The following is a 22,435-nucleotide window of genomic DNA, read 5'->3' as shown; positions in this document are numbered from 1 at the left end:
CTATAACAGGATAAAAGAGCGCCAGATCAGCAAAATATAGTGATCTGGCTTAAAGTTTAGATAATGTCAGGCAACATTGGCGGGAGCTTTACCGGCTAATTCGGTCAATTTCTCCATATTTTCAACGGCAATATATTTACCTTTGACCGCCAAAATACCATTCTTCTGAAAACGACCCAGCAGGCGACTAATGGTTTCAACCGTCAAACCTAAGTAATTACCAATGTCGCCACGTGTCATCGTCAGGCGGAACTCGCGAGGTGAAAACCCGCGTTGTGCAAAGCGGCGTGACAAATTATAGACAAATGCGGCCAATCTCTCTTCTGCGTTCTTTTTGGACAACAGCAAGATCATTTCTTGATCCCCTTTGATTTCGCCACTCATCAGGCGCATCATCTGTTGGCGGAGATTAGGCATTTTCCCAGAAAGGTCATCCAGCGTTTCAAATGGGATTTCACATACCATTGATGTTTCCAGAGCTTGAGCAAAACTTGGGTGTTCAGTGTTGATGATGGCATCAAATCCAACTAAATCCCCGGCAAGATGGAAACCCGTAATTTGTTCGTCACCTTCTTCAGTAATGGTATAACTTTTAATGGTTCCAGAACGGATGGCATAGAGTGATCTTAATGTATCACCCGCCTTGAACAAGGTTTGCCCTTTCTGGATGGGTTTCTTACGCTCGATGATATTATCAAGCTGATCAAGCTCATGTTCATTTAAGGTGAAAGGAATACAGAGTTGGCTAATGCTACAATCCTGACAGTGGATTGCGCAACCACCAGATTGAATCCGACGAATAATACGTTTTTCCGGGATCATAGGGAATGCTCGTTAGATGTGATTAATATAGGTAAATTTAACATATTTAGGTTGTTCTGGTAAGGGCTAGATACTCCCATTAATCACGGTATGTATCATCACTAATGAAAAAAGATGAAATTCTTTTGGATTAACGCTGAATTTGCGTAAAGTTTTAGCCATTCGATATAATATCTCAATAAAGTTGGATTTATATATATAATATATGGAAATAATACGCGTCGATGTTGTTTGGTTACAGACAAATGGAATGGAATAGGATTGACATGAGTGAGTGGTTGTTGATTATATTTACAATGATAGTACAAAGCTCTGTGGGGCTGGTACTGATGAGTGTACTTTATATTTACTGGTTTAAGCACGAACTAAACACATGGTCGCATTCGGTGACCCTCCTTGTGCAAAAAATAGTATTAAGAGCATTACTCGTAAGCAGCGTACTGGCAGGGATAGGGCTGATAGCTTCTTTAAATATCTTGGGATATCCATTTAGTGTTTATCACTCCTTACGCAATGTTATGCAGAAGTGGATAAACATAGAAACGACTTTTGCCGCTATCTACTTTGGGTTGCTCGCATTATATACAATTTACGTTGTGGTTAGAAAACGAGCGCATGTTTATATTATGCTGGCAATTGGCATTGTTGGTTTAATCAATATCCATTATATGGCGATTATTTACGTCAATAGCGCCATGATTACGTGGACAAACGTTAATACTTATTTTTTGTTTTATGGTGCCGTGTTTACGTTAGGGCCTGCATTGGCAGTATCATTTATCGGCTATCCACTCAGGAAATCCATTCGAGGTGCACTCCCGGTTAAACTGGTAATGGCAGCCCTGTTTGTTGTTTTTATCAGTGTGACGGTACGGTTAATTGAACATCCCGCCTATATGGAGTGGCTGGCAGGGGTTGCAATGATGAATGACAACATCATCTTCCCACATCAAACTGAACTGAATATCAAAAGTGCTTTTGGGCTAAAAATGCTCTCATGGTGCTTATCTATTATTGCAATGGCAAGCTGGACTTATGCTTTATGGAAAGGGAAAGATAATCTATTGATTAATAACTATTATTCTATCCTTATGGGTTCGACATTCATATTCATTGCTGAAGTGGTTAACCAATATACATTTTTTATTATGTGCAACGTATAACAGAGACTTCATACTACTTCAATTAATCATTCTGCTCTTTATGTTCCACATAGCAGGATTTGTGACAATGTCACGAATTTTGCTATGTGTGAATATTGCCATTAATATAGTTTTTATTAGTAACATTTTTAACTATAAATCATGAGGTGTTCTCTCATTTATTTGGGGTAGCGCACAAATTTAAAGTTAATTAGTAACTTATTATTAATATTCTCAGAACTATGTTTTATATCTATGGAAATAGATTTAGTTAGCCTATGTGCAGAATGTTTTTTATGCGCCGCACGAAAATCAGACAAATTTATTTTCAATTAGTTATTGTGGGTGTTTTATCATCATCACAATAGATTCGTTATTAGCATAGAAAATAAAAAAAGGTTGAGTAATTATGACTAAGCCACTTCATCCTAATTTAAATGTAGATGCGTTATTTTTAGGACCAAAATCAGAGAATGCTGTTTTTTTTAGAGAGATGATGGACTATGCAGTTAACGAACATATGTACTGGCGTTCAGGTTTTCATCCTGAAGATTCAGCTTCGGTCACCTCCGTTGATCGCTATGAACATAATTATAGAGAAACCCTTTATCGGACAGAGGGCATTTTAAATCAACTGTCAGCAAAACTAAAAAATACATCAATTCCTTTCTTTTCCCCCCGTTACCTTGGTCATATCAGCAGTGATACCTTGATGGTTTCTAATCTTGCTTACGTTATGGCCATGATGTACAACCCGAATAACTGTAGTTATGAAGCATCCCCGACAACAACAGAACTGGAACTGGAATCGGGATTGGATCTCTGTCGCATGTTTGGTTATAACCCCCAGCAATCTTGGGGGCATATTACTTCCGGTGGTACAGTCGCCAACTATGAAGGATTGTGGGTAGCCAGGAATTTAAAAACATTACCTTTTGCTGCATTTCAACATCCTAAAGCAAAAGATCTGGTCAACCATAAATCACCCAATCAATTGAAAAATATGCCAACGGCTGAAATTCTGGATTTAATCAGCGAACTGCAACAACGTGGAATTTTTGAAGAAATACGCGATATGACGTGTCGAGGCACCGGAGTTAAACCAGAAATATTAGGAAAACTCTTGGTTCCACAATCCAAACATTACTCTTGGATGAAAGCGGCGGATATTTTCGGGATTGGTCAGGAAAATATTATTCCATTGCCTGTTAATGAAAACTACCAAATTGACATTGCTCAAATGCGGAAAATCACCTTTGAATTAATTGAGCAAGGTGAATCAATTTTGGCGATGATTGCGGTGGTGGGAACCACTGAAGTTGGGGCGATAGATCGGATTGATGAAGTTATTGCATTGAGAAAAGAGTGTGAAGAACGTTATGGCGAGTCTTTTTATCTCCATGTTGATGCGGCTTATGCGGGATACGCTTGCGCCATGCTGCTTGATGAGCAGGGCGAATTTATCGAATATGATGACCTGGCCAGTTGTCACCGTTCGATAGGAATTATGCCGGAAAATATCAGTTGGCCGAAACCAGAAGTTTATAAAAGTTTCAGGGCATTAAAGGAAGCCGATTCGATTACCGTTGATCCGCATAAAGTCGGTTTTATTCAATACGCAGCGGGGGCGATTTGTATGAAAGACAAACGCATTCTCGATTTAATTTCCTCCCATGCAGCTTATGTTTTTGAAGAAAACGCGGATAAAACCACTCCCGCCGCCAGAAATAGAGGGATCCTTGGTTCATCGATTATGGAAGGTTCAAAATCAGGAGCAACGGCGGCAGCACTTTGGGCTGCCCATCGCTTATTGCCTTTAAATATAAGTGGTTATGGGAAAGTCATTGCTGCGGGTATCGTCACGGCACAAAGATTGTTGGATAAACTGACAAATTTGCCACCGATAGCCGTCGGCAAGCATCAATTTGAAGTTCATATTATGCCATCCCCAGATTTTCATATGATCAATTTTACATTCAAAGAAGTGGGTAATGAAAACCTGAATAGCCATAATGCCCTCAATAAGCGGCTCTATGAACTTTGCTCATATTCCACAGGACGCGCTTATGCCAATGATTTCCTCACATCATCAACCATACTCAATTACAAAGAGTATGGTGATACGCCAAGGCACTACGCAGAACAATGTGGTTTTAGCCGTAGTGAATGGGAAAAAGTTCGCCGTATTTATGTGTTACGGGCTGCGGTAATGACTTATTGTTTACGTGATGAAGAACACTTCAACGAATTCTGGGAACAGCTTCAATCTATTTTTGTTAAGAAACTAAACCAACTGGTTGACGAAGAAGAGAAAAAAGCCCGGTTAGAATTAGGGCTTGATGCACCATTGATGGGTTAGTTGGTATCATATTGAATATTAATCAAAAAGAGCTTATTTTTATAGGCTCTTTTTATTATTACAAATCGATATTCTTTATCTACCATCTATTTGATATTTCTTATTTTATGCCTATCCAAACAGTCCAGAAATCTTTCTCAACAATATCAGTTTTAGAACCGAGGAATTTTTTAATATGGTTGATAAGATGAGTAATTTCTTCATTGCTTAATTCATGCATAATAGAGCGGCCCTTACGTAGCTGAAAGTCTGTCGCCAATTGTGAAAAATCTTTATACGTGGTGCATTTCTCCAAAAGAGAAATCGTCTTAATTTGTTTAAATCCTACGGTTTTTAGACCGTGACTGACTTCAATATTATTCGGCCTGCGCTGCATTTCAAAATGATGCAGGTGAGGATAAACGTCAAGAATATAACCACGGATATTTTCTGGTGAACCCGGTAGCTGGACATCTTGCATCGTTTTGTCCTGTAGGATATATACGCCTCCAGAACGCAATAAACGATGGGCTTCAGCAAAACATGCTGTTCTGTTTTCTGGACTGATATGGTGAATAAGCGCTCTTTCAAAAACAATATCCTGACTATTATTAGGTAAACCTGTGCAAAGGGCATCACCTTGTTTAATAATGATATTCGGAATTCCGGCGGTGTTTTCTGCCGTATCAGCCAGCATCTGCTGTGAAGAATCAACACAAGTGACTTTCTTCGCGCCCATTTTTACCCATGCCAGCGAATAAATACCTCCACCGCAACCAATATCTGCGATCTCTTTATCTCCAGGGTCCACCAGCTTTTGGATTAAATCAAACCAGTCCTGCTGAACGTCACGACCAACATAGGTATGTCTGTTTTCTTCTGCATTAAAGTTGATTGGCATAATAAAGAACCTCATGGCTGCTTATGTTATACCCGTCATACTTCAAGTTGCCTCTTTGTTGGCTACGCTCACTCACCCCGGTCACCGTTCTTATAAACATAGAGTTAGCTATGCTCCCGGGGATGAGATCCCTTGCCGCCGCGATGCAACTCGAATTATTTTGGGTATATACAATTAACTGATTTATGGTCGCTTTCTATCCATTAACCATAGGCATTGCACCTAAAGAAACGCCCAGTCCTATTAAGATAACACCGATGATTCGATTGAGCATCGTTTGTTTTTCTAACATCGCCGCCCTAAGTTTACGATGAGAAAAGAAGATGGCAACACTGATAAACCAAATAAGGTGCATAAGAGACATAAAAATCCCATAGCCTATTTGTAAACCCAGGCTGGTTGACGGGGAAACAATCTGGGTAAATGTACTCACAACAAAGAGTGTTGACTTAGGGTTCAATACATTCGTTAAAAAACCCGTTCTGAATGAGTCAATTGAGACATTTTTTGTTGAGTTCATCTCAATATCAATTTTCGTTTTTGACATGAGTGTCTTATAACCAATGTAGATAAGGTAAATGGCCCCTGCAATTTTTATTGCCAGTAATATATTGGGAGAATGGGCGATCAAAATCCCCATGCCAAGAATGGTATAAGCAACATGTACCAATATGCCTGATGCGATCCCGAATGCGGCTAATATGCCTGCGTGTCGCCCATGAAGATAGCTATTACGGGTGATCATCGCAAAATCAGCGCCTGGGCTGATAACAGCAAGAATGGTAATAACGGCTACAGCAATTAACTCTGTCATTTTGTTCTCTAATTATCGGTTGTCATTTTTCAATAACTTATTATCTTGATTCTTTTGACTAAAGAATAACGATTAATTTACGCTGGAATGATTGAAAAAAAATCAACGATAAAGGGTTCTAATGAAAAATCTCCCATCACTAAACGCATTGCGGGCGTTTGAAGCGGCTGCCCGTTACCAAAATTTAGTTAAAGCGGCTGAAGAGTTGTTTGTGACGCAGGGAGCAGTAAGCCGTCAAATTCGGCAATTAGAGACAGATTTGGGTATTGCATTATTTGAGCGCAGAAATAGGGGGCTTTTTCTAACACCCGCCGGCGAAAGACTTAAACAAGTCTGCCAACAAGTTTTCGGGCTACTGACATTAACCATTGATGGACTCCAGAAGACATCGCAAACAACGCCGCTGGTTGTTTCTTGTGAACCTACTATTATGATGAAGTGGCTGATCCCCAAATTGATGGCCTTTAAATCAAGTCATCCTGAGATTGAAATCCACCTGGTCTCTGGTGGTGGTCATATCGATTTTTCACGAAACTCAGCGAACTTGGCTATCCGTCGCAATGATTTTCTCTGGAATAAGCGTTACGCTGCTGAACTATTGGGAAAAGAGTGGATAGCGCCTATCTGTTTACCTGATGCAGAAAACAGTGTCATTGCAAACCAACCCCTCACGTTACTGCATACACATACCCGCCCTGAAGCCTGGAATGATTGGATGTCAGGGGCTAAGCACGTTATCCAAAAGCATCATGAACATTGGTTCGAACACTTTTATATTCTACTGGAAGCCGTGATGGCCGGACATGGGGTGGGGATAAGCTCGATATACATGGTCGAGCAAGAGTTAAGCCATCAACGAATAAGTGCACCTTACGGTTTTATTCCAGATGGCTCTGCTTATTATCTGATATCGCCCGATTCTTTTGAAGCCAATGAACCTCAGACCCTTTTTCTTGAATGGTTAAAAAAAGAGTTCCGGGAAACGCATTTAAAACTCTCCGGATTTTGTCGCCCCCGCTTTAATGACTCTGAGCAGGTGACAGTGTCACTATAAGATCCCGCAGTGACAATCCAATGCCTACCATTATAGCCAGAGACCAGCCAGGCAGATTGATTCGTTGTCGTTTTAAATGCTTCTGCCAATGGCTTGAGCATCGGCGATAACATAAATTCTGTCGCACCAATGAAAAATACCGCAAATGACAATATCGGCAGAATCGCTGGTGAAATGACCGATGAAACAGTATTTGGTGGCATATTCAAGCCTCCTTTATAAAAAACAGGATCAAAAGAGTGGACTGATAAGAATTTGATTGATTGAGATTTCAGCAGGAATATTTAAGATTGATGGAATGATATAGAAAGCAATAAGATACTCAGGAGAGGCTTAAAATGATACTAAGGTTTATTCAATATGGCAATTGATCAACTCTATCAGGATAGCACATTAGCCCAGTTTTATGATTTCGATAACGAATGGACACCGGGTTATGACTACTATATTGCACTGGCCAAAGATGCCCATTCCATTTTAGATCTGGGTTGTGGTACAGGAATGCTGACCAATAAAATAGCCCTGACTTATCCCGATAAGGTGGTATTTGGCAGTGATATTGCCGGCTCCATGCTGGATATTGCCCACTCTAAACCCGCCGGTTCGCTGATTACGTGGATTCAATCTGATGCTAAAAAACTGGCATTGTCTCAGAAATTCGATTTAATCATTTTGTCCGGCCATGTTTTTCAAGTGTTTTTGACTCATCAAGATCGGGTATCTGTGCTTACACGTATCTATGAACATCTGGAAGAAGGCGGGCGCTGTATTTTTGATAGCCGCAACCCTTTGGCAAAAGAGTGGCTGACCTGGACAAAAACGCTATCTAAACGTGAATTTATCCATCCCGCATTAGGCTCTATTTTGGCATGGAATGATTTTCGAATTGACGATAATATCGTTACTTACGGCACTTATTACCAAATTCTAAGCAATAAACAGGAATATCAGGCATTTTCAACCATTGCATTTGCCAGTTTTTCTGATATTCAGCAGGCGCTTGCTGAAACAAACCTAATCGCGATTGACGTACTGGGTAACTGGCAAGGAGATAATTATAATGATCTGGCAGAAGAAATGATTTTTATCGTTCAGAAAAATCAGTGAGAAATTTAAGATATGGAAAAATGAGAAATCATTCCCCATAATAATTACAATAATCAAAAAAATATAATATAGTAAATATATCACCCAGAGTGATGAAGTTGGTTAAATTTACCTTAATGATAATTAATATTCTAAACATTAAAAAATCAATAATCTATCCTTTATGTTTCCTTAAAAACATAAAGGATTTATACTTTAACTTTGGAGAAGAAAAAAACAACGCAAAGAACAAGGCAATAAAAACAGTTGGTATAACACTTAAGTAGTTGACATCATTAATAAATATAACCACAAAAACAAAAGATAAAAATATAATTATCAAGCCTAGCATCAAACCATAAAACCCATTGCTTAGAATAATGATTTCTTTTCTTATATCGTGGCAAGCTCTCTGAGAAGCTGATTTTATTAGCTTAATTTCATTTAATGTAAAACCATATTCAATCATGAGTTCCTCTGTGATTTTTTCCATATTGAATTACCTCTGATTTCTTAAGCATCACATAATTATACAAATAATAAAAAGCATATACAAATGCCTTAAAAATTAAAACTCACTGCCGGCCATGGCCAACAGTGAGTTTTTGCTATTGAAAATAGGTGTAATTATTACTGAATCAGAAGCGCCACTTGGCATTCAGGAACACGCCGTTATCCTTATGGCTGCCCGATAGAATACCGTTATACCCCAGTGACAATGTGGTGTTTTCATTAATGCCTAATTCTGTACCTGCTTTGATGACACCGGCATCACGTGCTGCTGAGACGCTGTTGACAGTAAACGTCGCATGACTATTGCTAAAGCGTAATTGGGTGTCACGATCTAGATTGCCAAATTGATGTTGCCAACCCAACTCTCCATATACGCCCACAGCCAGACCATTTTCAGTCTGCCATTTTTGATCGACACGTAAACCTAACGTCGAGAAGGTCGTATTTTTCGATTGTTTGTTACCACTCAGTGCAGCGGCACCACCATGCTCACTGATGCCTTCATTGTGGAAATTAACATAAGATAAGTTGGCGAAGGGTTCCAGATTCAACCAAGAGGTATTGATTCCATAAGCCGCTTCCGTAAACAGTTGACCTGTCTGAGCGCCATATTTGGCTTTCAGATTATCGAACTGGCTACTAAAGGCCACTGAACGTTCTGTATCGAAACGATGCCAACTATAAGCAGCACCCGCACGCAACGCCAGGGCATCAATTTGCTTGCTACCATATAGCGCCAGATGGAAATTGTCACTGCGTGCTGAAGTACTATGACCTCCCTTCAGAGAAGAGCGGGTATAACCCGTGGCTACGCCAAACCGCCAATCGTTGGCCAGTTCTTTATCCGCACCCAGTAACACACCATAGTTGGATACACGATAACCATTGACTTCACTGTTATCACTAGCACGTTGCCAGTTACCCATGGTCTGCGCCCAGACACCGTTTTCATCCGCTTTGATATCTTGTCCGCTGGTGCCACCCTCAGCCTGACGCAAACGGGTATTCAGCGTATCACGCAGATAGCGGCTATTGTTGATTTGTGCTGCGGCAATATCAGCATGAATCTGTCCAGAAGAAAGTTGTTGAAATGCTTGGCGGGCTTGATCCGCCGTATCAGACATCAAAATACTTTCATAAACCGGGTGGCCCAGATCCAGCTCATCGGCAGCATTGGCTACAGCGCGTTCGTTAGCGGTCATACCCAGACTGGCGAATGGGGTGGAATTGCGTTTTATATCCAACATCACTCGATCAGAGGGGTAACTCAGCTCAGTACCAACGAACAAATAGTTTGGTACTACGGAGGTAAATTGCCCGTTGATGCCCCGCTTTGCCTGCAGGATATTGTATTGCTGACCAAGCAAGCTACTCACTTCTGGCTTCGATAACAAGTTACTGCTGTTTTCCAGCATCACCTGTACTTCACCCCCTTTCAGCGTTGCCAGACCATTGCTGACAATGCGATCACTATGGCCTTTGCTATTGGGTGTCACCTCTACCAGATAACGTGAACCGTTTTGGAAGGTAACATCGCGATCAACACTCAGCGTACCCTTTGAGCTTAAATCGCCCGGTGCAATACTTGCTCCGGTGTTGGCCATAATCGAACCGACAGTCCCTGATCCACCGAGAATTGCGCCATCATGCACTGTGACATCAGAGTCTATGGAACCAGTGACTTGTAAACGCCCTTGTTCTACCCAAGTCGGGCCTTTATAGGTACTGTTTTTGCCGGCAAGATCAAGAATACCATTACCGATTTTCGTCAATCCGCCGTGACCGGAAATATCATTGCTCCAACTGTCATAAGCACACTCAATACTGTCACATCTCCGTTCTACGCTAGTACCTTTTTCAACCAACCCGCCGATACCGGGAATATTGGCGATAAATTGGGTTTCCGTATAGGAACCGGGAATGTAGTAGGTTTTGGGAATATCTTTTTCAGTAATGAACATTTTGGGGCCATCAATGGCATCCTTCAGGTTCAACATTCCCCAGCCATACTCATTATCTACGCCGGGAGCGCCTAAGTCAGTCGCCGTGGTTTTGAGGACGTCAGAGATTTGTCCCGCAGTCATGTAGGGGAAACGCTGCATCAAGACGGCTGCAGCTCCAGCAACATGAGGAGACGCCATGGATGTTCCCGTATACTCATCATAGGTCGGATCAATGGTCAGCTCACCATTTTTGAAAGCCTCCTCATCGATTTTTCCATTAACGTTGGAAACGAAATCCCCCGTGCTGCTGTAGATTTTTGTGCCGGGTGCGGACAAGCAATAGCTGGCAGTATATCCGCAACTCGTTGATGAGACGTTAATCTTATTTTCTCTGGTCAGATTGGCAACGCTGAGATAGTTTTTTAATGCGTCAGGGAAGAAATACGGCATACCCGCATGTAACCAGGTGACGTTATAGTTATTTGCATTTCCCGCCGCAAAAACAACTAATTTGCCATGACGGGCCGCACGTAATAGACCCGCAGTTCTGGTTGTATAGTCATCGAGTTCAGGAATGGGAAAACGGCTTAACCGGTCCAGTTCATCTTTAATCGGTGTAACATAATTAATCACATCCTGAATTTTGATTTCAACGTAATCGACCGTCCCATCCGGTCTTCGTTTAGGCTTACCGTACTCATCAGTATGATAGCGAGGACGAACACCCCAACTGTTATTGATGACACGTACATTACTTTGGATCATGGCTTCTGTACGGTTATAGTCATTCTGTAAATATTTTCCGGTGATTAAACCCGCATCAAATGCCACGCCGTGCATTTCCTTGCCATCCCGGTTGGCCGCAATAATTCCCGAAACATGGTTACCGTGGGCACCGAAACTGATCATTCTGGTGTCGGAATCTTCATCGTAGTTCCAAGTGTCCTCTGGACTAAGAATTTTCAATTTTCCGGCGAACTCAGGATGGTTGGTTACAGCTTCATCCAATACACCCACATTAATGCCTTTACCCGTGTAACCACGGGCATAAGCATATTGAGCACCAATCGCCGCCAATCCCCATTGATGATTAAATTCCTCTGATAGCCAACTGTCTGGAGCGTTCTTCTTACCCTGTTCCTGATATTCAGTAGCTGCCATAGAAGCGCTAACAGGTAATGTTCCAAAAAATAATGTCATCCACAAAAAGATCGGTCGTGCCGAATTGTTTTTTTTCATAAGAGAGATTCCATTTTTCAAAAAGTGGCAACTTTCAATTCGCGGTTTGGCAGATTGCTCCTTGAAAAGTTTTTATTAATAAAACCGATGATTAAACTGCAACAGGCAGGCGCGACCTTATATCCCTATCTTTTTAATTATCTATAGGAATATACCGACCATAATATTCTTCGCCCACGAGCTGCTATAGCATAATAATTAAAACCAAAATGCAAGCGAAAGATTAACTTTTTTATTACTATTTTATAACAAAAATGAAAAATCACATTTATGACTTAATTTACAAGGTATTGTGAAATGCGGGGAAAGAGATTAACCCAAAGAATTGTGTTAATGATATGTAATTTCTTTGTTTAATGTGAGTGATTGTTATATTTTCAAAAGGGTATAATTTATCGCGATTTTCTTCCTGATAACCCGTTTGAAATGGGTCTGTTTTTTAAAATCTTCTGAGGATAAGATGATTCCATACTTCAAAAAAACACTTTATATAAATAAAATATTACATTTTATATATAAATATTACTTCCCCAGAAAATTTAATCCCAATTAAATATATCAACTAACAAATAATAGGTTATTTCATTCAAATATTGATTGCATGTCGATTCCCGCATTTATGCCATTCTGGCTGAATTGATCAATTTTTCACATAAACAATCAAGCGCAAGTGTTTCTCTACATCAGTAATCATGGAGGTGTAATCGAAAACGGTGGCCTGTCCATTGACATTCAGTTCTCGTACACCATTGCAAGGTTCATAGATTTCGTGCTTATGCCACATACGATAAAAATCAGGTGAGATTTTCAGCAATTTATTCACCAGTTCTTGAATATAATTGTCTTTAGCAGCAAGAGCATGGTCGCGTCTAAAACTGGACAGCAAACGATAGGCATCCCGTTCCCAATCGGGCAATAGCTCACGATAATGCTCATTGGTAAACAATAACCACAAAAAATTGCGTTGCTTATCTTCCACCTGACTGAAATAAAAGCATTCATCTGCGGGTTGATTAAAGGCTAAAACATCCCAATGCAAATTCAGCACATAAGTTAGGTGAGGGGACAAATCATCCATAAGCCGTTGGATGAGTGGAGAAACGACACACCAAGTTTGCCCGGTTTCGATAGGTTCACGCATGTGTGTGAGTAAATATAGGTGCCTTCGTTCGGCCGTATTCAATTTTAAAACGTTAGCCAGATTATCCAAAAAAGAGGCTGACACGCCGATTTCCCGTCCCTGTTCCAACCATGTATACCAAGTGACCCCAACACCTGCCAACGCTGCCACTTCTTCGCGTCTTAACCCTGGGGTACGGCGACGTCTAACGTGAGGTAATCCAACGGATTCAGGACTGATACTTTCTCTTTTAGTACGTAAGAAATTGGCTAACTCGCTACGGGATCTTTTCAGTTTTGTCATTGTTTTCAATCCATTACTATTAGTAATAGTATAAGTTGTTAAATTGTAACAGGGTAATGAAGCGATTAACATCTGCTTATATCAAACATTGTGAGGCTCCACGTCATGTCTAAAAAGGATTACTTATCCCTATCAGTTTTGTTGTCGGCTGGATTTATGACTATCTTTGATCTTTTCGTTGTTAATATCGCCATTGCCAATATTCAATCACAATTACAGGCCACTTTATTTCAGGTTACGCTGGTCATTGTGGCCTATGAAATGGGGTTTGGCTTGCTACTGATTACTGGAGGGCGCTTAGGTGATCTATTTGGGCGGCGGCGATTGTTTCAGTTAGGTATGTTAGCTTTTACTCTGACGTCATGGCTTTGTGGTCTTGCGCCCAGCGCAACGCTTTTGATTTTTGCCCGGTTTTTACAGGGATTGTCAGCAGCGCTGCTATTTCCACAGATTTACGCCAGTATCCGTGTCAGTTTTGACGGAGATAACAGTCGTCGGGCGTTTGGTTTATTGGGAATGACTTTAGGTTTTGCCGCAATTGCCGGGCAAACCTTAGGTGGCTGGATGATTTCTGCCAATCTATGGGATTTACAATGGCGTTCTATCTTTCTAATTAATGTGCCAATTGGCATATTGGCTTTAGTTTTTTCAGGTTATATCAATGAAAGTCTCGCACAAGAAAAACCTGAGTTAGATTTGGTTGGGGTGGCACTTTCTAGCATCGGTATTTTCGCTTTACTGCTGCCACTTTTGATTGGGCCAACCTTTGGCTGGCCAATATGGTGTCTGGGGTTACTTTTTCTGGCTTGTTTGGTGTTACTACAGTTTTTACGCCATGAAAAATATTACGCAGCCCAAGGGAAAACACCTCTCTTCAATTTTGATTTATTGAAAAACAAGCCATTCAGTTTAGGTTGTTTATTGGTGTTATTTGTTTACTCCACTTCCAGTTCATTTTTTCTGGTTTTCGCCTTATTTTTACAAAACGGTTTAGGCTTCTCTCCATTAGATGCCGGATTAATTTTTGCGCCTGCAAGTGTAGGGTTTGTTTTATCTTCACTCAATGCGCCTTATTGGGTTAAACGCTTTGGCAGCAAAGCCATCGTGATCGGTTCGCTGCTCTATACACTCTCTTTCATTGCTCTTATTGTGGCCATTGCGATGTGTTCCCCAGTAACGTTATCAATGACCACGTTATTATTTGGGATCGTACCCATTTTGATACTTCTCGGATATGGACAAGGTTTTGTCATGACACCATTGCTCAATATTGTTTTGTCTTTTGTGAACATCCGATTTGCGGGTATGGCATCAGGAATAATTGCTACTTTGCAACAGGTTGGGGCTGCCTTTGGGGTTGCTATAGTCAGTGTTTTAGTTCAGTGGCATTTTAATAATGTGGATGTTCTCACTGTTAGCACATACCAAAATGCCTTTGTTCACAGTATGTTCTACAATATTGCAGCCACTTTTATTACATTTTGTTTGTTGAAACTATTACATCGAAAAGAGTTATAGAGTATTTCACGGGGATATCAACAAGTGATCAGATCATTTACAGCAGCAGATATGGATGCGGTTCTGTCCATTTGGTTAGCGGCTTCCATTAAAGCCCACGATTTTGTGGCGGCTGAATTCTGGCAATCACAAGTGAAGAATATGCGAGATATTTATCTCCCGGCTTCAGAGGTACATGTTTACGTACAGGATACTCATGTCGTCGCGTTTTATGCGCTTCACGAAAACAATCTGGCTGCTGTTTTTGTCTCACCAGACAAGCAGGGGCAGGGAATTGGCAAGGCATTAGTTAATGATGCGAAAAAACGCAGAAAGGAATTGACATTATCGGTCTATCAGAAAAACCTGGCCAGTTATCATTTCTACTTATCGCAAGGATTTCACGTTATCCGCGAAGAAGTGGATGAGAACACGGGATGTCGGGAATATTTTATGTGTTTAAGACGGTAAATCAGCAATATTAGCCACTATATTGGATTGGAGCAGTGTATGTTAATCACCTTAACTGACGTAAATAAAAATAATTATGAAGCTGTCTGCGAACTATCAGTAACTGATGACCAACTTGATTATATTGCAGAAAATGTGTGGTCCCTTGCCCAATCCAAATTTTACCCTTTATATCAAACACGCGCAATTTGTCTGGATGGGGAGCCTGTTGGTTTTTTCATGTGGGTACCAGATGCTGACCAAAGAATAACGATTTGGCGGTTTATGGTAGATAAAAACCATCAAAACAAGGGTATTGGGCGTAAAGCACTATCGCTGGCGATTGATGAAATCAGGCGCACAGATCAGTTGGAAGCAATAGGAATCAGTTATGATCCGAATAATCTCGTTGCAAAAAATCTTTATGCCAGCTTTGGTTTCGTTGAGGTTGGCATGGATGAGGAAGTTGAAGAAATGCTGGCTGTTATCAAAATTTAGGGTTTTACGGCGCATCTGGATAAGATTCAAAGCGGATCAAACTGTCTTTTTGTTCTTATTGGTCAAAGTCAAAGCGAATTGTGTTTTATCATTGAACAAAAGTGCCAAAAATACGGGGCACTGTGTTTTTATACAGATTTAGTGAAAATAGACACATTATTGGGTAAAAATAGGAAAAATATGTCATGGAGCTTGATATCCATATTCTCGGCTCGCAAACTTGAGCCGAGGTTGATCCATCAAAATATTTCGTCTCTTGGCTTCCCACTACATCCCATACGGATAATTTTGACTTTCTTCACCTATATCTTCGCGTACTTGTTTCAGTGCCTGAGTATAGGATTTAAGGAGTTTCAACGTATAATTGGCACGCCCTTCAAATTCAGCATCGTTGCAAGTCAGATCGCTTGAAATTAAATTCTCTCCCTGACGGAAAATCAAATGATCAGGCAAGAAACACACATGATTATTTTTAAACCCTGTCATGCGTAATTCACAGAGAGGATAAACGCCATTAATCCCAACAGATACACTCGTCAATAATGCTGGCTTATGGCCCAATTCTGTCACAGAACAATATAATAAAAAGTTCTTCAATGCCGGGGTCGCCATTCCATGCCATTCCGGAGTCACAAAGATAAATGCTTCGCTCTCTATCAGATGCCGGGCAATCGCCTGCCAAGGATGAGATTCTGCGGAGATATCCGTTGTATAACCATCGTGCAAGGGTAATTCTACATTGGAGAGATCTAAGTTCTGTATATCGGTAAAACCGTGTTCACGACTCAACTTCTGTAAATAACAAGCAACACGTTGGCTGTGAGAATCGGGGCGTTGGCTGCCTGAGATTATAGTCAGTTTCATTGATTTTCCTGTTACTTTTTTATTGGTGACTTAAATTATAGGGTTCTCGTTTTTTTCTATCTGATTCCGGGGAACTGAAAGCCAAACAGAAATAATAATGGTGCATGCCCCAAGCATTTGGAGCAAGGAAAATGTTTGTTTTAAAAATAAATAACCCAAAAAACACGCTGACAATGCGCTGAGAAATCCTAAAAAAGAGAGGGTGACTACCGGTAATTTTTCAATTCCCCGAAACCAAATAATATAAGCGAAAACAGCACCCACCAGACACAAATAACCATAGCCAAGCAGGTTTGTCATTGTGAGATGTTGCGGCACCCCTTCTGTATAAATAGCGATGGGCAATAACATCAATCCTCCAAGGGTTAATTGCCAACCCGTAAAACTGAGTAACGATAAGTGAGTGGGGCGATCCCAGTATTTAGTGAGTACAACACCTAAGGCCATACAGCCACATCCCGCAAAACCTGCAATAACGCCTTGCCAATTAAGGCTGGTGGTTGAATTCAATACCAATAAACTGATCCCAATAACGCCCAAGATTGCAGAAATAATGTGTTTTGCCGTAAGGGAAGTTTTCAATAGATAAGCACTTAATAAGATCACAAAAATGGGTTGGCAAGCCATTATTAATGACGCCGTTCCACCAGGTAGATAGCCTGCGGCAACAAAGAGAAAATAGAAAAAAGCACCGATATTGAGTAGTCCCAATATTGCAATACGTAACCACCAAATCCCTTGGGGAAAAGTACGACAAATCAGCAGTAATAAGAGACCGGCAGGTAATGCCCTGACGGTAGAAGCCAACAACGGCATATTAGGTGGCAGCATTTCCGTTGTGGTGATGTAGGTACTGCCCCAAACGATTGGAGCCAATGCAGTCAGTAAAATATTCCGGACAACTCTAATTTCTAACATGAATCTTTCCTTCTAATTTATCCATTTCTTCACCCTGCATATCAATATGTTGCCAGTTATAAGCATTGATATACCACCACATAAAGTATCTTTACGTAAAGATAAATCAAAATAATAGCTTAATCGATTTTTATCAAGTATCTTTTTGCCAAACTAAAATGAATAGGATAAAAAAGCATGAAGTACGATCACGTCGACCGATTACTGATACAGTGGGAACAGCAGCGTCCAGACCTTGATCCATCGTCAATGGGCGTCATTGGCCGGCTATTTCGGGTAAGTAAAATCATTGAGCAGCGTTTGCAACAGGCTTTCAAAGAACACGGTCTGAGTGCCATTGAGTTTGATATCCTTGCGACACTCCGTCGTAATAACGTTCCGATTACTCCGACAGAAATGTACCAATCCGTTATGCTAACTTCTGGCGCAATGAGTACGCGGATTGAGCATATGGTACAACGCGGATTGATTGAGCGTATTGCCAATAAAGAAGATCGGCGTAGCTGCAAGGTTTTGCTGACTTCGGAAGGAAGGGCATTAATCGATAAAGCGGTGGAAAGTCATGTGGAAAATCAAAAAGCGATTCTCGAACCGTTGACAAAAACGGAACAAGAACAACTGGCAGCACTGCTGCGGCATTGGTTGCTGACCAATGAAAATGAATCAACCTGCTGAGATAACGCTATTTTCGCAAGATCCGCCCTGACATAAAAGCCAGGGCGAGATAGGTCTAAAAATAAAAGATATTAGAACTTAACATTAACTCTTGCCCAATAAGTCCGTCCAGGCTCGTTTACTGCTGTGTTGCCGGAATAACCAAAGTCCTGATTCCCCGCTAAGTTAAGGTGTTCGCTGTAAGTCTTATCAAAAATGTTGTCAACCCCCGCGCTGATCTGAACATTTTGGGTCACCTTATAGGTTGTATTTGCAGACAGAATGGCAAAACCTTTGCTGCGATCGAAATCTTTGCCTACCACATTACCTTCATTGATTGCCACTCGATGCTGACTGTTTACCAGACGCAACAGACCACTGCTGCTCCAATCGCCATGTTCCCAGCTCAGGCCAAAACGCGCTTCCAAAGGTGGGGTCTGCGGCAGTGGACGACGATGGGTCGTATTTTGCGCCCAGGAATAGGCCAAACTTGCATCCGTTTTCCAATGATCGTTTAACTGATAAGCGATGCCCGTTTCTCCGCCCATAATGGTTGCATTAATATTGTTGGCTGAGTTTTTGCCGTTATAGTTAAATAGAATGAAATCATTAACCTTGCCCACATATGCCGATACCCAGCCTTTCAGGGATTGGTCGTTATATTGTGCACCGATATCCAACTGGGTGGTTTTCTCCGCTTTCACATCCATGAACGCATTTTCACCTGCCCTACCTGAAAACAGTTCCCAGTAATCAGGAAAACGCTCGGTATAACCCACCCCAGCATAGAACATAACAGGCATGTCTTTCAGGTTATGTTCAAACCGAATAAAACCGGCGGGAAGGGTATCTTTGCGTTCTTGTTGGGTGCCGTATTTGTATACCATCACGCGATCCAAACGGGCACCGCCGATAACCTTGCTCTGTTCCGTGGTATCCCAGGTTAATTCACTGAAAATGCCATAATCATTGAAACGGGCATTCTTACTCCAACCAACTCTTTTCGCTTTATCCTTACTGCGATCGGTGTTGGAACGATGGGTATTGGTTTGCATATCAACACCACTTTGCAATTTGAAATCGTCCCAAATCCAGGTTCCCATCATGCGGCCACCCATAGTCAGGCGATCGGGTTCTGAGATTGCTTTCATTTTTGAACTGCGTAGGGAATAGGTATCCATCACATGATCGGTGTAGTTGTAATAGAAATGGGTTTCGAACTTGTCAAATACCTCGCCGATATTGGACTTTTCAAAACGAACCCCAAAACTTTTACGCTTGAATTGGGAGCCGTCCATCATGCGAGTGGCATAACGCGCTTCACCATCACCTTGTCCGGCACTCAGTTCCAGCAGGGTATTTTCATCAGGCGTCCATCCCAATGCGACATCGGTATTCCATTTGTCCCAACGAGAAGGTACTCGATGACCATCACCATCTTTATAATCATTGGCGCGGGACTTATTGCCAATCAAACGAATATAACCCAATTCATTGCCCAAGCTGAGGTCAACATTCCCATCCAAACGCCCATTGGAGCCGACAACTGTGCTGGCATTGCCTTTAGCACCAGGTTGTTCAAACTGGGGGCGGGTACGTTCAAAACGAATGGTCCCCGCTGAGTTACCTGATCCCCACAGTACCGTTTGTGGGCCTTTAACGAGACTCAAAACATCATAATTCTCGGGTGAAATATACGAGCTGGGGGCATCCATACGACCACCGCAAGAACCCAGAATTTCACCGTCATCAATCAGCATTCGCAAGCGAGAGCCAAACATGCCCCGGAATACAGGATCGCCGTTAGTCCCTCCATTACGGATTTGAGAAAAACCGGGGATCGTTTTCAGATAATCAGCACCATCACTGGCTGGTATTGGCTGACGAGGGGTTTTTAGTGAAGAAACCACCTCAAGGGGGGAAATGGCCGGAGCCGTGACAATAATGACAGATTCTTTGCCATTGACGTCATGGGTCTTTTTTATTTCGTTGGCATGATCTGCGCTGGCAGCCAAACCACAGGTGGGTAGGGTGAGTGCGAGAGTCAAAGCCGTTGTCAAAGGTGATATACGGAACAATTGTGTTGCAGACATAAAAAATAACCCTTAATTAGCCACAAATCCTGTTCTTGGATTTTGTTTTAAGTAATACCGACTTGCCGTAAAAATTACGTAACGCAAGGAAAATAAAATCATTTATTCCAATTAAGCCGATTCATTAAGGGGTGGGGCGCGGGGCTGTGACTCGCCGTAGAACAGCCGAATGATTGGGCCAGAGAAGCACGATGCTGGTGGCGTTCGGGACACGATGAGTGTCAGTAAAATGAAAGGAACAAAACCAGTCGCCAATAACGGCAGGTTAATCAGAAGCTGACAGTAACCACAGGCAATATCATCCATCAATCCCATATGGACATGATCAGCACCATGATTCATGCTATGTGATGCCGCTTGAGGGTGACTGTTTTTGTGATGAATATTCTTGCCGTTATCTTGCATGTCAGACATCGACATACAATGATTCATTTCACTTTTTATGCCATCACGATGGTGCTCCAGGGTTTTTGACACCACTGGCGCAATGAACAGCATCAAAATCGCCAGCAAGGCGATAAAGGCAGATGTTCGGTTTTGTGATAGACGAAAAAGAAATGACAAGTTGATGATCCAGATCAGTTCCTACGATTGGGCGCTAATCTTACTGTATTTTGGCTGAGGATTGTTAAAATATTTTTTGGACAACGAATTAGCATTAACTTATTGATGATAATTAAGAAGTTATAACACCGGAATAGCAGTTATTACTCTACTCCGGTGTTTTTATTTTGAACAGTAAAGCATAAAAAGTCATTTATGGTAATCCATAACCCAAAGGTACTCCTGCACCCTCTCCAAGCCATATTCCATTAATCCAAGTCCCATTGCACCACATCTCTATTTTCTGACCGGTAAGCAAAGCTGCTTGCGCTATAGAAAAAAAGGCGGGGCCAGCTGGGTCGGAATAATTTACATCAGTAAGTATAATTTTTCCAGGTTGATCTTGTTTACCCTCATCTCGAAATACTAATGCTATATGATCATCTTTACTATTACTATGATAGTAACCTATAGATATCGCTGTAATGTAGCCTACATAAGCACGTTGATTCTTGCATTGAAGATCCGTCATTGTCCATGCATGCACTATTGGGGTCATAAAAAGTGATAACGATGAGATTAAGGAAACAACCGTTATTTTCTGTAAGATTTTTCTCATTTTGGGTAACTCCTTTATATTTATGTTTCTTCATTGTTACTCGACTTTTAATTGTCGGATGTGTTAGAGGTAATTCTTTTTGTGTTAAGTATTGTCATCATTTGTGCAGTTAATGGAAATGTTATCTTTCGTGGATTACACATCTGATAAAACTCTTTCATTTCTTCAGACTGTTCTATCATTGCGCCACCACCTAAACATATTCTGGCAACAATCTCCTCCTGAGGGGAAATAACGACGTTGTTTATATTAAAATCTTCTTCCTCGTTAATAAGCCGCAACAATTCTTCAATATAATCAAATGTATTGTAGTGCTGCATTAGCCTGGGAGTTAGACTATCATTCCGCGATATAAAGGATATTTCCGGGGAATACCAGGCTATTGTATTACCACCTATATGAACATTAGTATCGTCCGGAGCAAAACCAAGAGCATAACCCAAGTGACGGACGAGCAATATATACATATATCTTTTTATTATGTCTCCTGTATTATGTACATCACCAAATATTGTACTAATCATCCTAATGCGATCATCATTCATTCCCACAAGGAAATTATCAATATATATTCCATGGCTAACGACCGCGTTATCTGATGTGTGGTTTCTCATGGCCTCAGAATTGGCATGTTCGGAATTTGGGATATATGATATAGCGGGCTCACGATCTTGACGTGATCCGAATAGATTCATATTTGAGGAATAACCAATGACAAAATTTGATTCTCCTTGATTTGTATGTCTAATGGTTAAACCTGGATATATGTTAGGAATAATCCTTCGCCAATAGTTCACTGCCGATTCAATTTCACTCGTATAATCAATGGAATAGGATTGACCATCATATTCAACTCTAACAACTGCACCTCCTGGAGAAATTGAATAACGTATTTCCCCATTATAAGCTTCAACTGGGTTATAGTGCTGGATTAACACAATAAGTGCAATGTGCGCCCCGTATAGGCTTCGATGGGGGTTAGCCCATTTAAAACCTTTCTTGGTGTCATATTTAATCTTAATTC

20 protein-coding genes are annotated in these 22,435 nt (G+C 41.2%); 8 read left to right on the top strand and 12 right to left on the bottom strand.

The window, feature by feature from the left end; genetic code table 11:
• Nucleotides 1-66: 66 nt before the first annotated feature.
• Nucleotides 67-822, bottom strand: a complete 756-nt coding sequence (locus tag Xbed_RS09275) for an FNR family transcription factor (protein ID WP_086112652.1) — start codon at nucleotides 820-822, stop codon at nucleotides 67-69.
• Nucleotides 823-1,046: 224 nt separating this feature from the next.
• Here Xbed_RS09275 and Xbed_RS09270 point away from each other — a divergent pair, with 224 nt between their 5' ends.
• Both Xbed_RS09270 and Xbed_RS09265 read left to right on the top strand, forming a co-directional pair.
• A complete protein-coding gene (locus tag Xbed_RS09270; protein WP_086112651.1) occupies nucleotides 1,047-1,985 on the top strand; it encodes a DmsC/YnfH family molybdoenzyme membrane anchor subunit in 939 nt (312 codons plus the stop codon).
• A 388-nt stretch (nucleotides 1,986-2,373) separates the two neighbouring features.
• Complete coding sequence (locus Xbed_RS09265; protein WP_086112650.1) at nucleotides 2,374-4,323, top strand: pyridoxal phosphate-dependent decarboxylase family protein; 1,950 nt, start codon at nucleotides 2,374-2,376, stop codon at nucleotides 4,321-4,323.
• Nucleotides 4,324-4,423: 100 nt separating this feature from the next.
• On the opposite strand, the gene Xbed_RS09260 is transcribed toward Xbed_RS09265, so the two are convergent.
• Together Xbed_RS09260 and Xbed_RS09255 are read right to left on the bottom strand one after the other, a co-directional pair.
• Nucleotides 4,424-5,203, bottom strand: coding sequence for a class I SAM-dependent methyltransferase (locus tag Xbed_RS09260; protein WP_167371890.1), 780 nt, complete (start codon nucleotides 5,201-5,203; stop codon nucleotides 4,424-4,426).
• Between the two features lie 196 nt (nucleotides 5,204-5,399).
• On the bottom strand, nucleotides 5,400-6,017 hold the full coding sequence (locus Xbed_RS09255; RefSeq protein WP_086112648.1) for a LysE family translocator: 618 nt from the start codon (nucleotides 6,015-6,017) through the stop codon (nucleotides 5,400-5,402).
• Nucleotides 6,018-6,138: 121 nt separating this feature from the next.
• Between Xbed_RS09255 and Xbed_RS09250 the strand changes: the two genes are divergently transcribed.
• Nucleotides 6,139-7,071, top strand: a complete 933-nt coding sequence (locus tag Xbed_RS09250) for a LysR family transcriptional regulator (RefSeq protein WP_086112647.1) — start codon at nucleotides 6,139-6,141, stop codon at nucleotides 7,069-7,071.
• A 360-nt stretch (nucleotides 7,072-7,431) separates the two neighbouring features.
• Complete coding sequence (locus Xbed_RS09245) at nucleotides 7,432-8,178, top strand: class I SAM-dependent methyltransferase (RefSeq protein WP_086112646.1); 747 nt, start codon at nucleotides 7,432-7,434, stop codon at nucleotides 8,176-8,178.
• 154 nt (nucleotides 8,179-8,332) lie between these two features.
• Here Xbed_RS09245 and Xbed_RS09240 read toward each other — a convergent pair whose 3' ends face one another.
• From Xbed_RS09240 to Xbed_RS09230, 3 genes are all read right to left on the bottom strand, one after another.
• Nucleotides 8,333-8,650, bottom strand: coding sequence for a hypothetical protein (locus tag Xbed_RS09240; RefSeq protein ID WP_086112645.1), 318 nt, complete (start codon nucleotides 8,648-8,650; stop codon nucleotides 8,333-8,335).
• 145 nt (nucleotides 8,651-8,795) lie between these two features.
• Entirely contained in the window at nucleotides 8,796-11,852 is a 3,057-nt protein-coding gene (locus tag Xbed_RS09235) for an autotransporter domain-containing protein (RefSeq protein ID WP_086112644.1), read from the bottom strand.
• Nucleotides 11,853-12,492: 640 nt separating this feature from the next.
• The gene (locus Xbed_RS09230) at nucleotides 12,493-13,275 is read right to left on the bottom strand and encodes a helix-turn-helix transcriptional regulator (protein ID WP_086112643.1); all 783 of its coding nucleotides are present in this window, start codon (nucleotides 13,273-13,275) and stop codon (nucleotides 12,493-12,495) included.
• 105 nt (nucleotides 13,276-13,380) lie between these two features.
• Here Xbed_RS09230 and Xbed_RS09225 point away from each other — a divergent pair, with 105 nt between their 5' ends.
• Genes Xbed_RS09225 through Xbed_RS09215 form a run of 3 tightly spaced genes read left to right on the top strand, consistent with a single transcriptional unit; the run spans nucleotide 13,381 to nucleotide 15,720 of the window.
• Entirely contained in the window at nucleotides 13,381-14,793 is a 1,413-nt protein-coding gene (locus Xbed_RS09225; protein WP_086112642.1) for an MFS transporter, read from the top strand.
• A 24-nt stretch (nucleotides 14,794-14,817) separates the two neighbouring features.
• Nucleotides 14,818-15,243, top strand: coding sequence for an N-acetyltransferase (locus Xbed_RS09220; protein WP_208612219.1), 426 nt, complete (start codon nucleotides 14,818-14,820; stop codon nucleotides 15,241-15,243).
• Nucleotides 15,244-15,282: 39 nt separating this feature from the next.
• Nucleotides 15,283-15,720 (top strand): GNAT family N-acetyltransferase, encoded by a 438-nt coding sequence (locus tag Xbed_RS09215; protein WP_086112641.1) that lies wholly within the window; start codon nucleotides 15,283-15,285, stop codon nucleotides 15,718-15,720.
• A 267-nt stretch (nucleotides 15,721-15,987) separates the two neighbouring features.
• Here Xbed_RS09215 and Xbed_RS09210 read toward each other — a convergent pair whose 3' ends face one another.
• Together Xbed_RS09210 and Xbed_RS09205 are read right to left on the bottom strand one after the other, a co-directional pair.
• Entirely contained in the window at nucleotides 15,988-16,584 is a 597-nt protein-coding gene (locus Xbed_RS09210; RefSeq protein WP_086112640.1) for an NADPH-dependent FMN reductase, read from the bottom strand.
• Nucleotides 16,585-16,614: 30 nt separating this feature from the next.
• Nucleotides 16,615-17,502, bottom strand: a complete 888-nt coding sequence (locus Xbed_RS09205; RefSeq protein ID WP_086112639.1) for an EamA family transporter — start codon at nucleotides 17,500-17,502, stop codon at nucleotides 16,615-16,617.
• Between the two features lie 177 nt (nucleotides 17,503-17,679).
• Here Xbed_RS09205 and Xbed_RS09200 point away from each other — a divergent pair, with 177 nt between their 5' ends.
• Nucleotides 17,680-18,177: a MarR family winged helix-turn-helix transcriptional regulator gene (locus Xbed_RS09200; protein ID WP_086112638.1), complete on the top strand. Its 498-nt coding sequence runs from the start codon at nucleotides 17,680-17,682 to the stop codon at nucleotides 18,175-18,177.
• A 71-nt stretch (nucleotides 18,178-18,248) separates the two neighbouring features.
• Here Xbed_RS09200 and Xbed_RS09195 read toward each other — a convergent pair whose 3' ends face one another.
• The 4 genes from Xbed_RS09195 to Xbed_RS19715 all read right to left on the bottom strand — a co-directional run.
• Nucleotides 18,249-20,249, bottom strand: coding sequence for a TonB-dependent copper receptor (locus tag Xbed_RS09195; protein ID WP_086112637.1), 2,001 nt, complete (start codon nucleotides 20,247-20,249; stop codon nucleotides 18,249-18,251).
• Nucleotides 20,250-20,360: 111 nt separating this feature from the next.
• Nucleotides 20,361-20,813 carry a DUF2946 domain-containing protein gene (locus Xbed_RS09190; protein ID WP_244182453.1) on the bottom strand — a complete coding sequence of 151 codons (453 nt, stop codon included), beginning with the start codon at nucleotides 20,811-20,813 and terminating at the stop codon, nucleotides 20,361-20,363.
• A 193-nt stretch (nucleotides 20,814-21,006) separates the two neighbouring features.
• Nucleotides 21,007-21,411, bottom strand: a complete 405-nt coding sequence (locus Xbed_RS09185) for a hypothetical protein (RefSeq protein WP_086112635.1) — start codon at nucleotides 21,409-21,411, stop codon at nucleotides 21,007-21,009.
• Between the two features lie 47 nt (nucleotides 21,412-21,458).
• The coding region (locus tag Xbed_RS19715; protein ID WP_167371889.1) for a hypothetical protein at nucleotides 21,459-22,435 on the bottom strand (977 nt) is incomplete at its 5' end.

Source organism: Xenorhabdus beddingii, assembly GCF_002127545.1.
Lineage (GTDB): Bacteria > Pseudomonadota > Gammaproteobacteria > Enterobacterales > Enterobacteriaceae > Xenorhabdus > Xenorhabdus beddingii.
The sequence above is the reverse complement of the archived record's forward strand: the minus strand, read 5'-3'. Positions and strand labels throughout refer to the sequence as shown.

Coding starts and splice junctions, on each gene's coding strand:
- Xbed_RS09275 (WP_086112652.1), bottom strand. CDS start 822: ATGATCCCGGAAAAACGTATTATTCGTCGGATTCAATCTGGTGGTTGC.
- Xbed_RS09270 (WP_086112651.1), top strand. CDS start 1,047: ATGTTGTTTGGTTACAGACAAATGGAATGGAATAGGATTGACATGAGT.
- Xbed_RS09265 (WP_086112650.1), top strand. CDS start 2,374: ATGACTAAGCCACTTCATCCTAATTTAAATGTAGATGCGTTATTTTTA.
- Xbed_RS09260 (WP_167371890.1), bottom strand. CDS start 5,203: ATGCCAATCAACTTTAATGCAGAAGAAAACAGACATACCTATGTTGGT.
- Xbed_RS09255 (WP_086112648.1), bottom strand. CDS start 6,017: ATGACAGAGTTAATTGCTGTAGCCGTTATTACCATTCTTGCTGTTATC.
- Xbed_RS09250 (WP_086112647.1), top strand. CDS start 6,139: ATGAAAAATCTCCCATCACTAAACGCATTGCGGGCGTTTGAAGCGGCT.
- Xbed_RS09245 (WP_086112646.1), top strand. CDS start 7,432: ATGGCAATTGATCAACTCTATCAGGATAGCACATTAGCCCAGTTTTAT.
- Xbed_RS09240 (WP_086112645.1), bottom strand. CDS start 8,650: ATGGAAAAAATCACAGAGGAACTCATGATTGAATATGGTTTTACATTA.
- Xbed_RS09235 (WP_086112644.1), bottom strand. CDS start 11,852: ATGAAAAAAAACAATTCGGCACGACCGATCTTTTTGTGGATGACATTA.
- Xbed_RS09230 (WP_086112643.1), bottom strand. CDS start 13,275: ATGACAAAACTGAAAAGATCCCGTAGCGAGTTAGCCAATTTCTTACGT.
- Xbed_RS09225 (WP_086112642.1), top strand. CDS start 13,381: ATGTCTAAAAAGGATTACTTATCCCTATCAGTTTTGTTGTCGGCTGGA.
- Xbed_RS09215 (WP_086112641.1), top strand. CDS start 15,283: ATGTTAATCACCTTAACTGACGTAAATAAAAATAATTATGAAGCTGTC.
- Xbed_RS09210 (WP_086112640.1), bottom strand. CDS start 16,584: ATGAAACTGACTATAATCTCAGGCAGCCAACGCCCCGATTCTCACAGC.
- Xbed_RS09205 (WP_086112639.1), bottom strand. CDS start 17,502: ATGTTAGAAATTAGAGTTGTCCGGAATATTTTACTGACTGCATTGGCT.
- Xbed_RS09200 (WP_086112638.1), top strand. CDS start 17,680: ATGAAGTACGATCACGTCGACCGATTACTGATACAGTGGGAACAGCAG.
- Xbed_RS09195 (WP_086112637.1), bottom strand. CDS start 20,249: ATGTCTGCAACACAATTGTTCCGTATATCACCTTTGACAACGGCTTTG.
- Xbed_RS09185 (WP_086112635.1), bottom strand. CDS start 21,411: ATGAGAAAAATCTTACAGAAAATAACGGTTGTTTCCTTAATCTCATCG.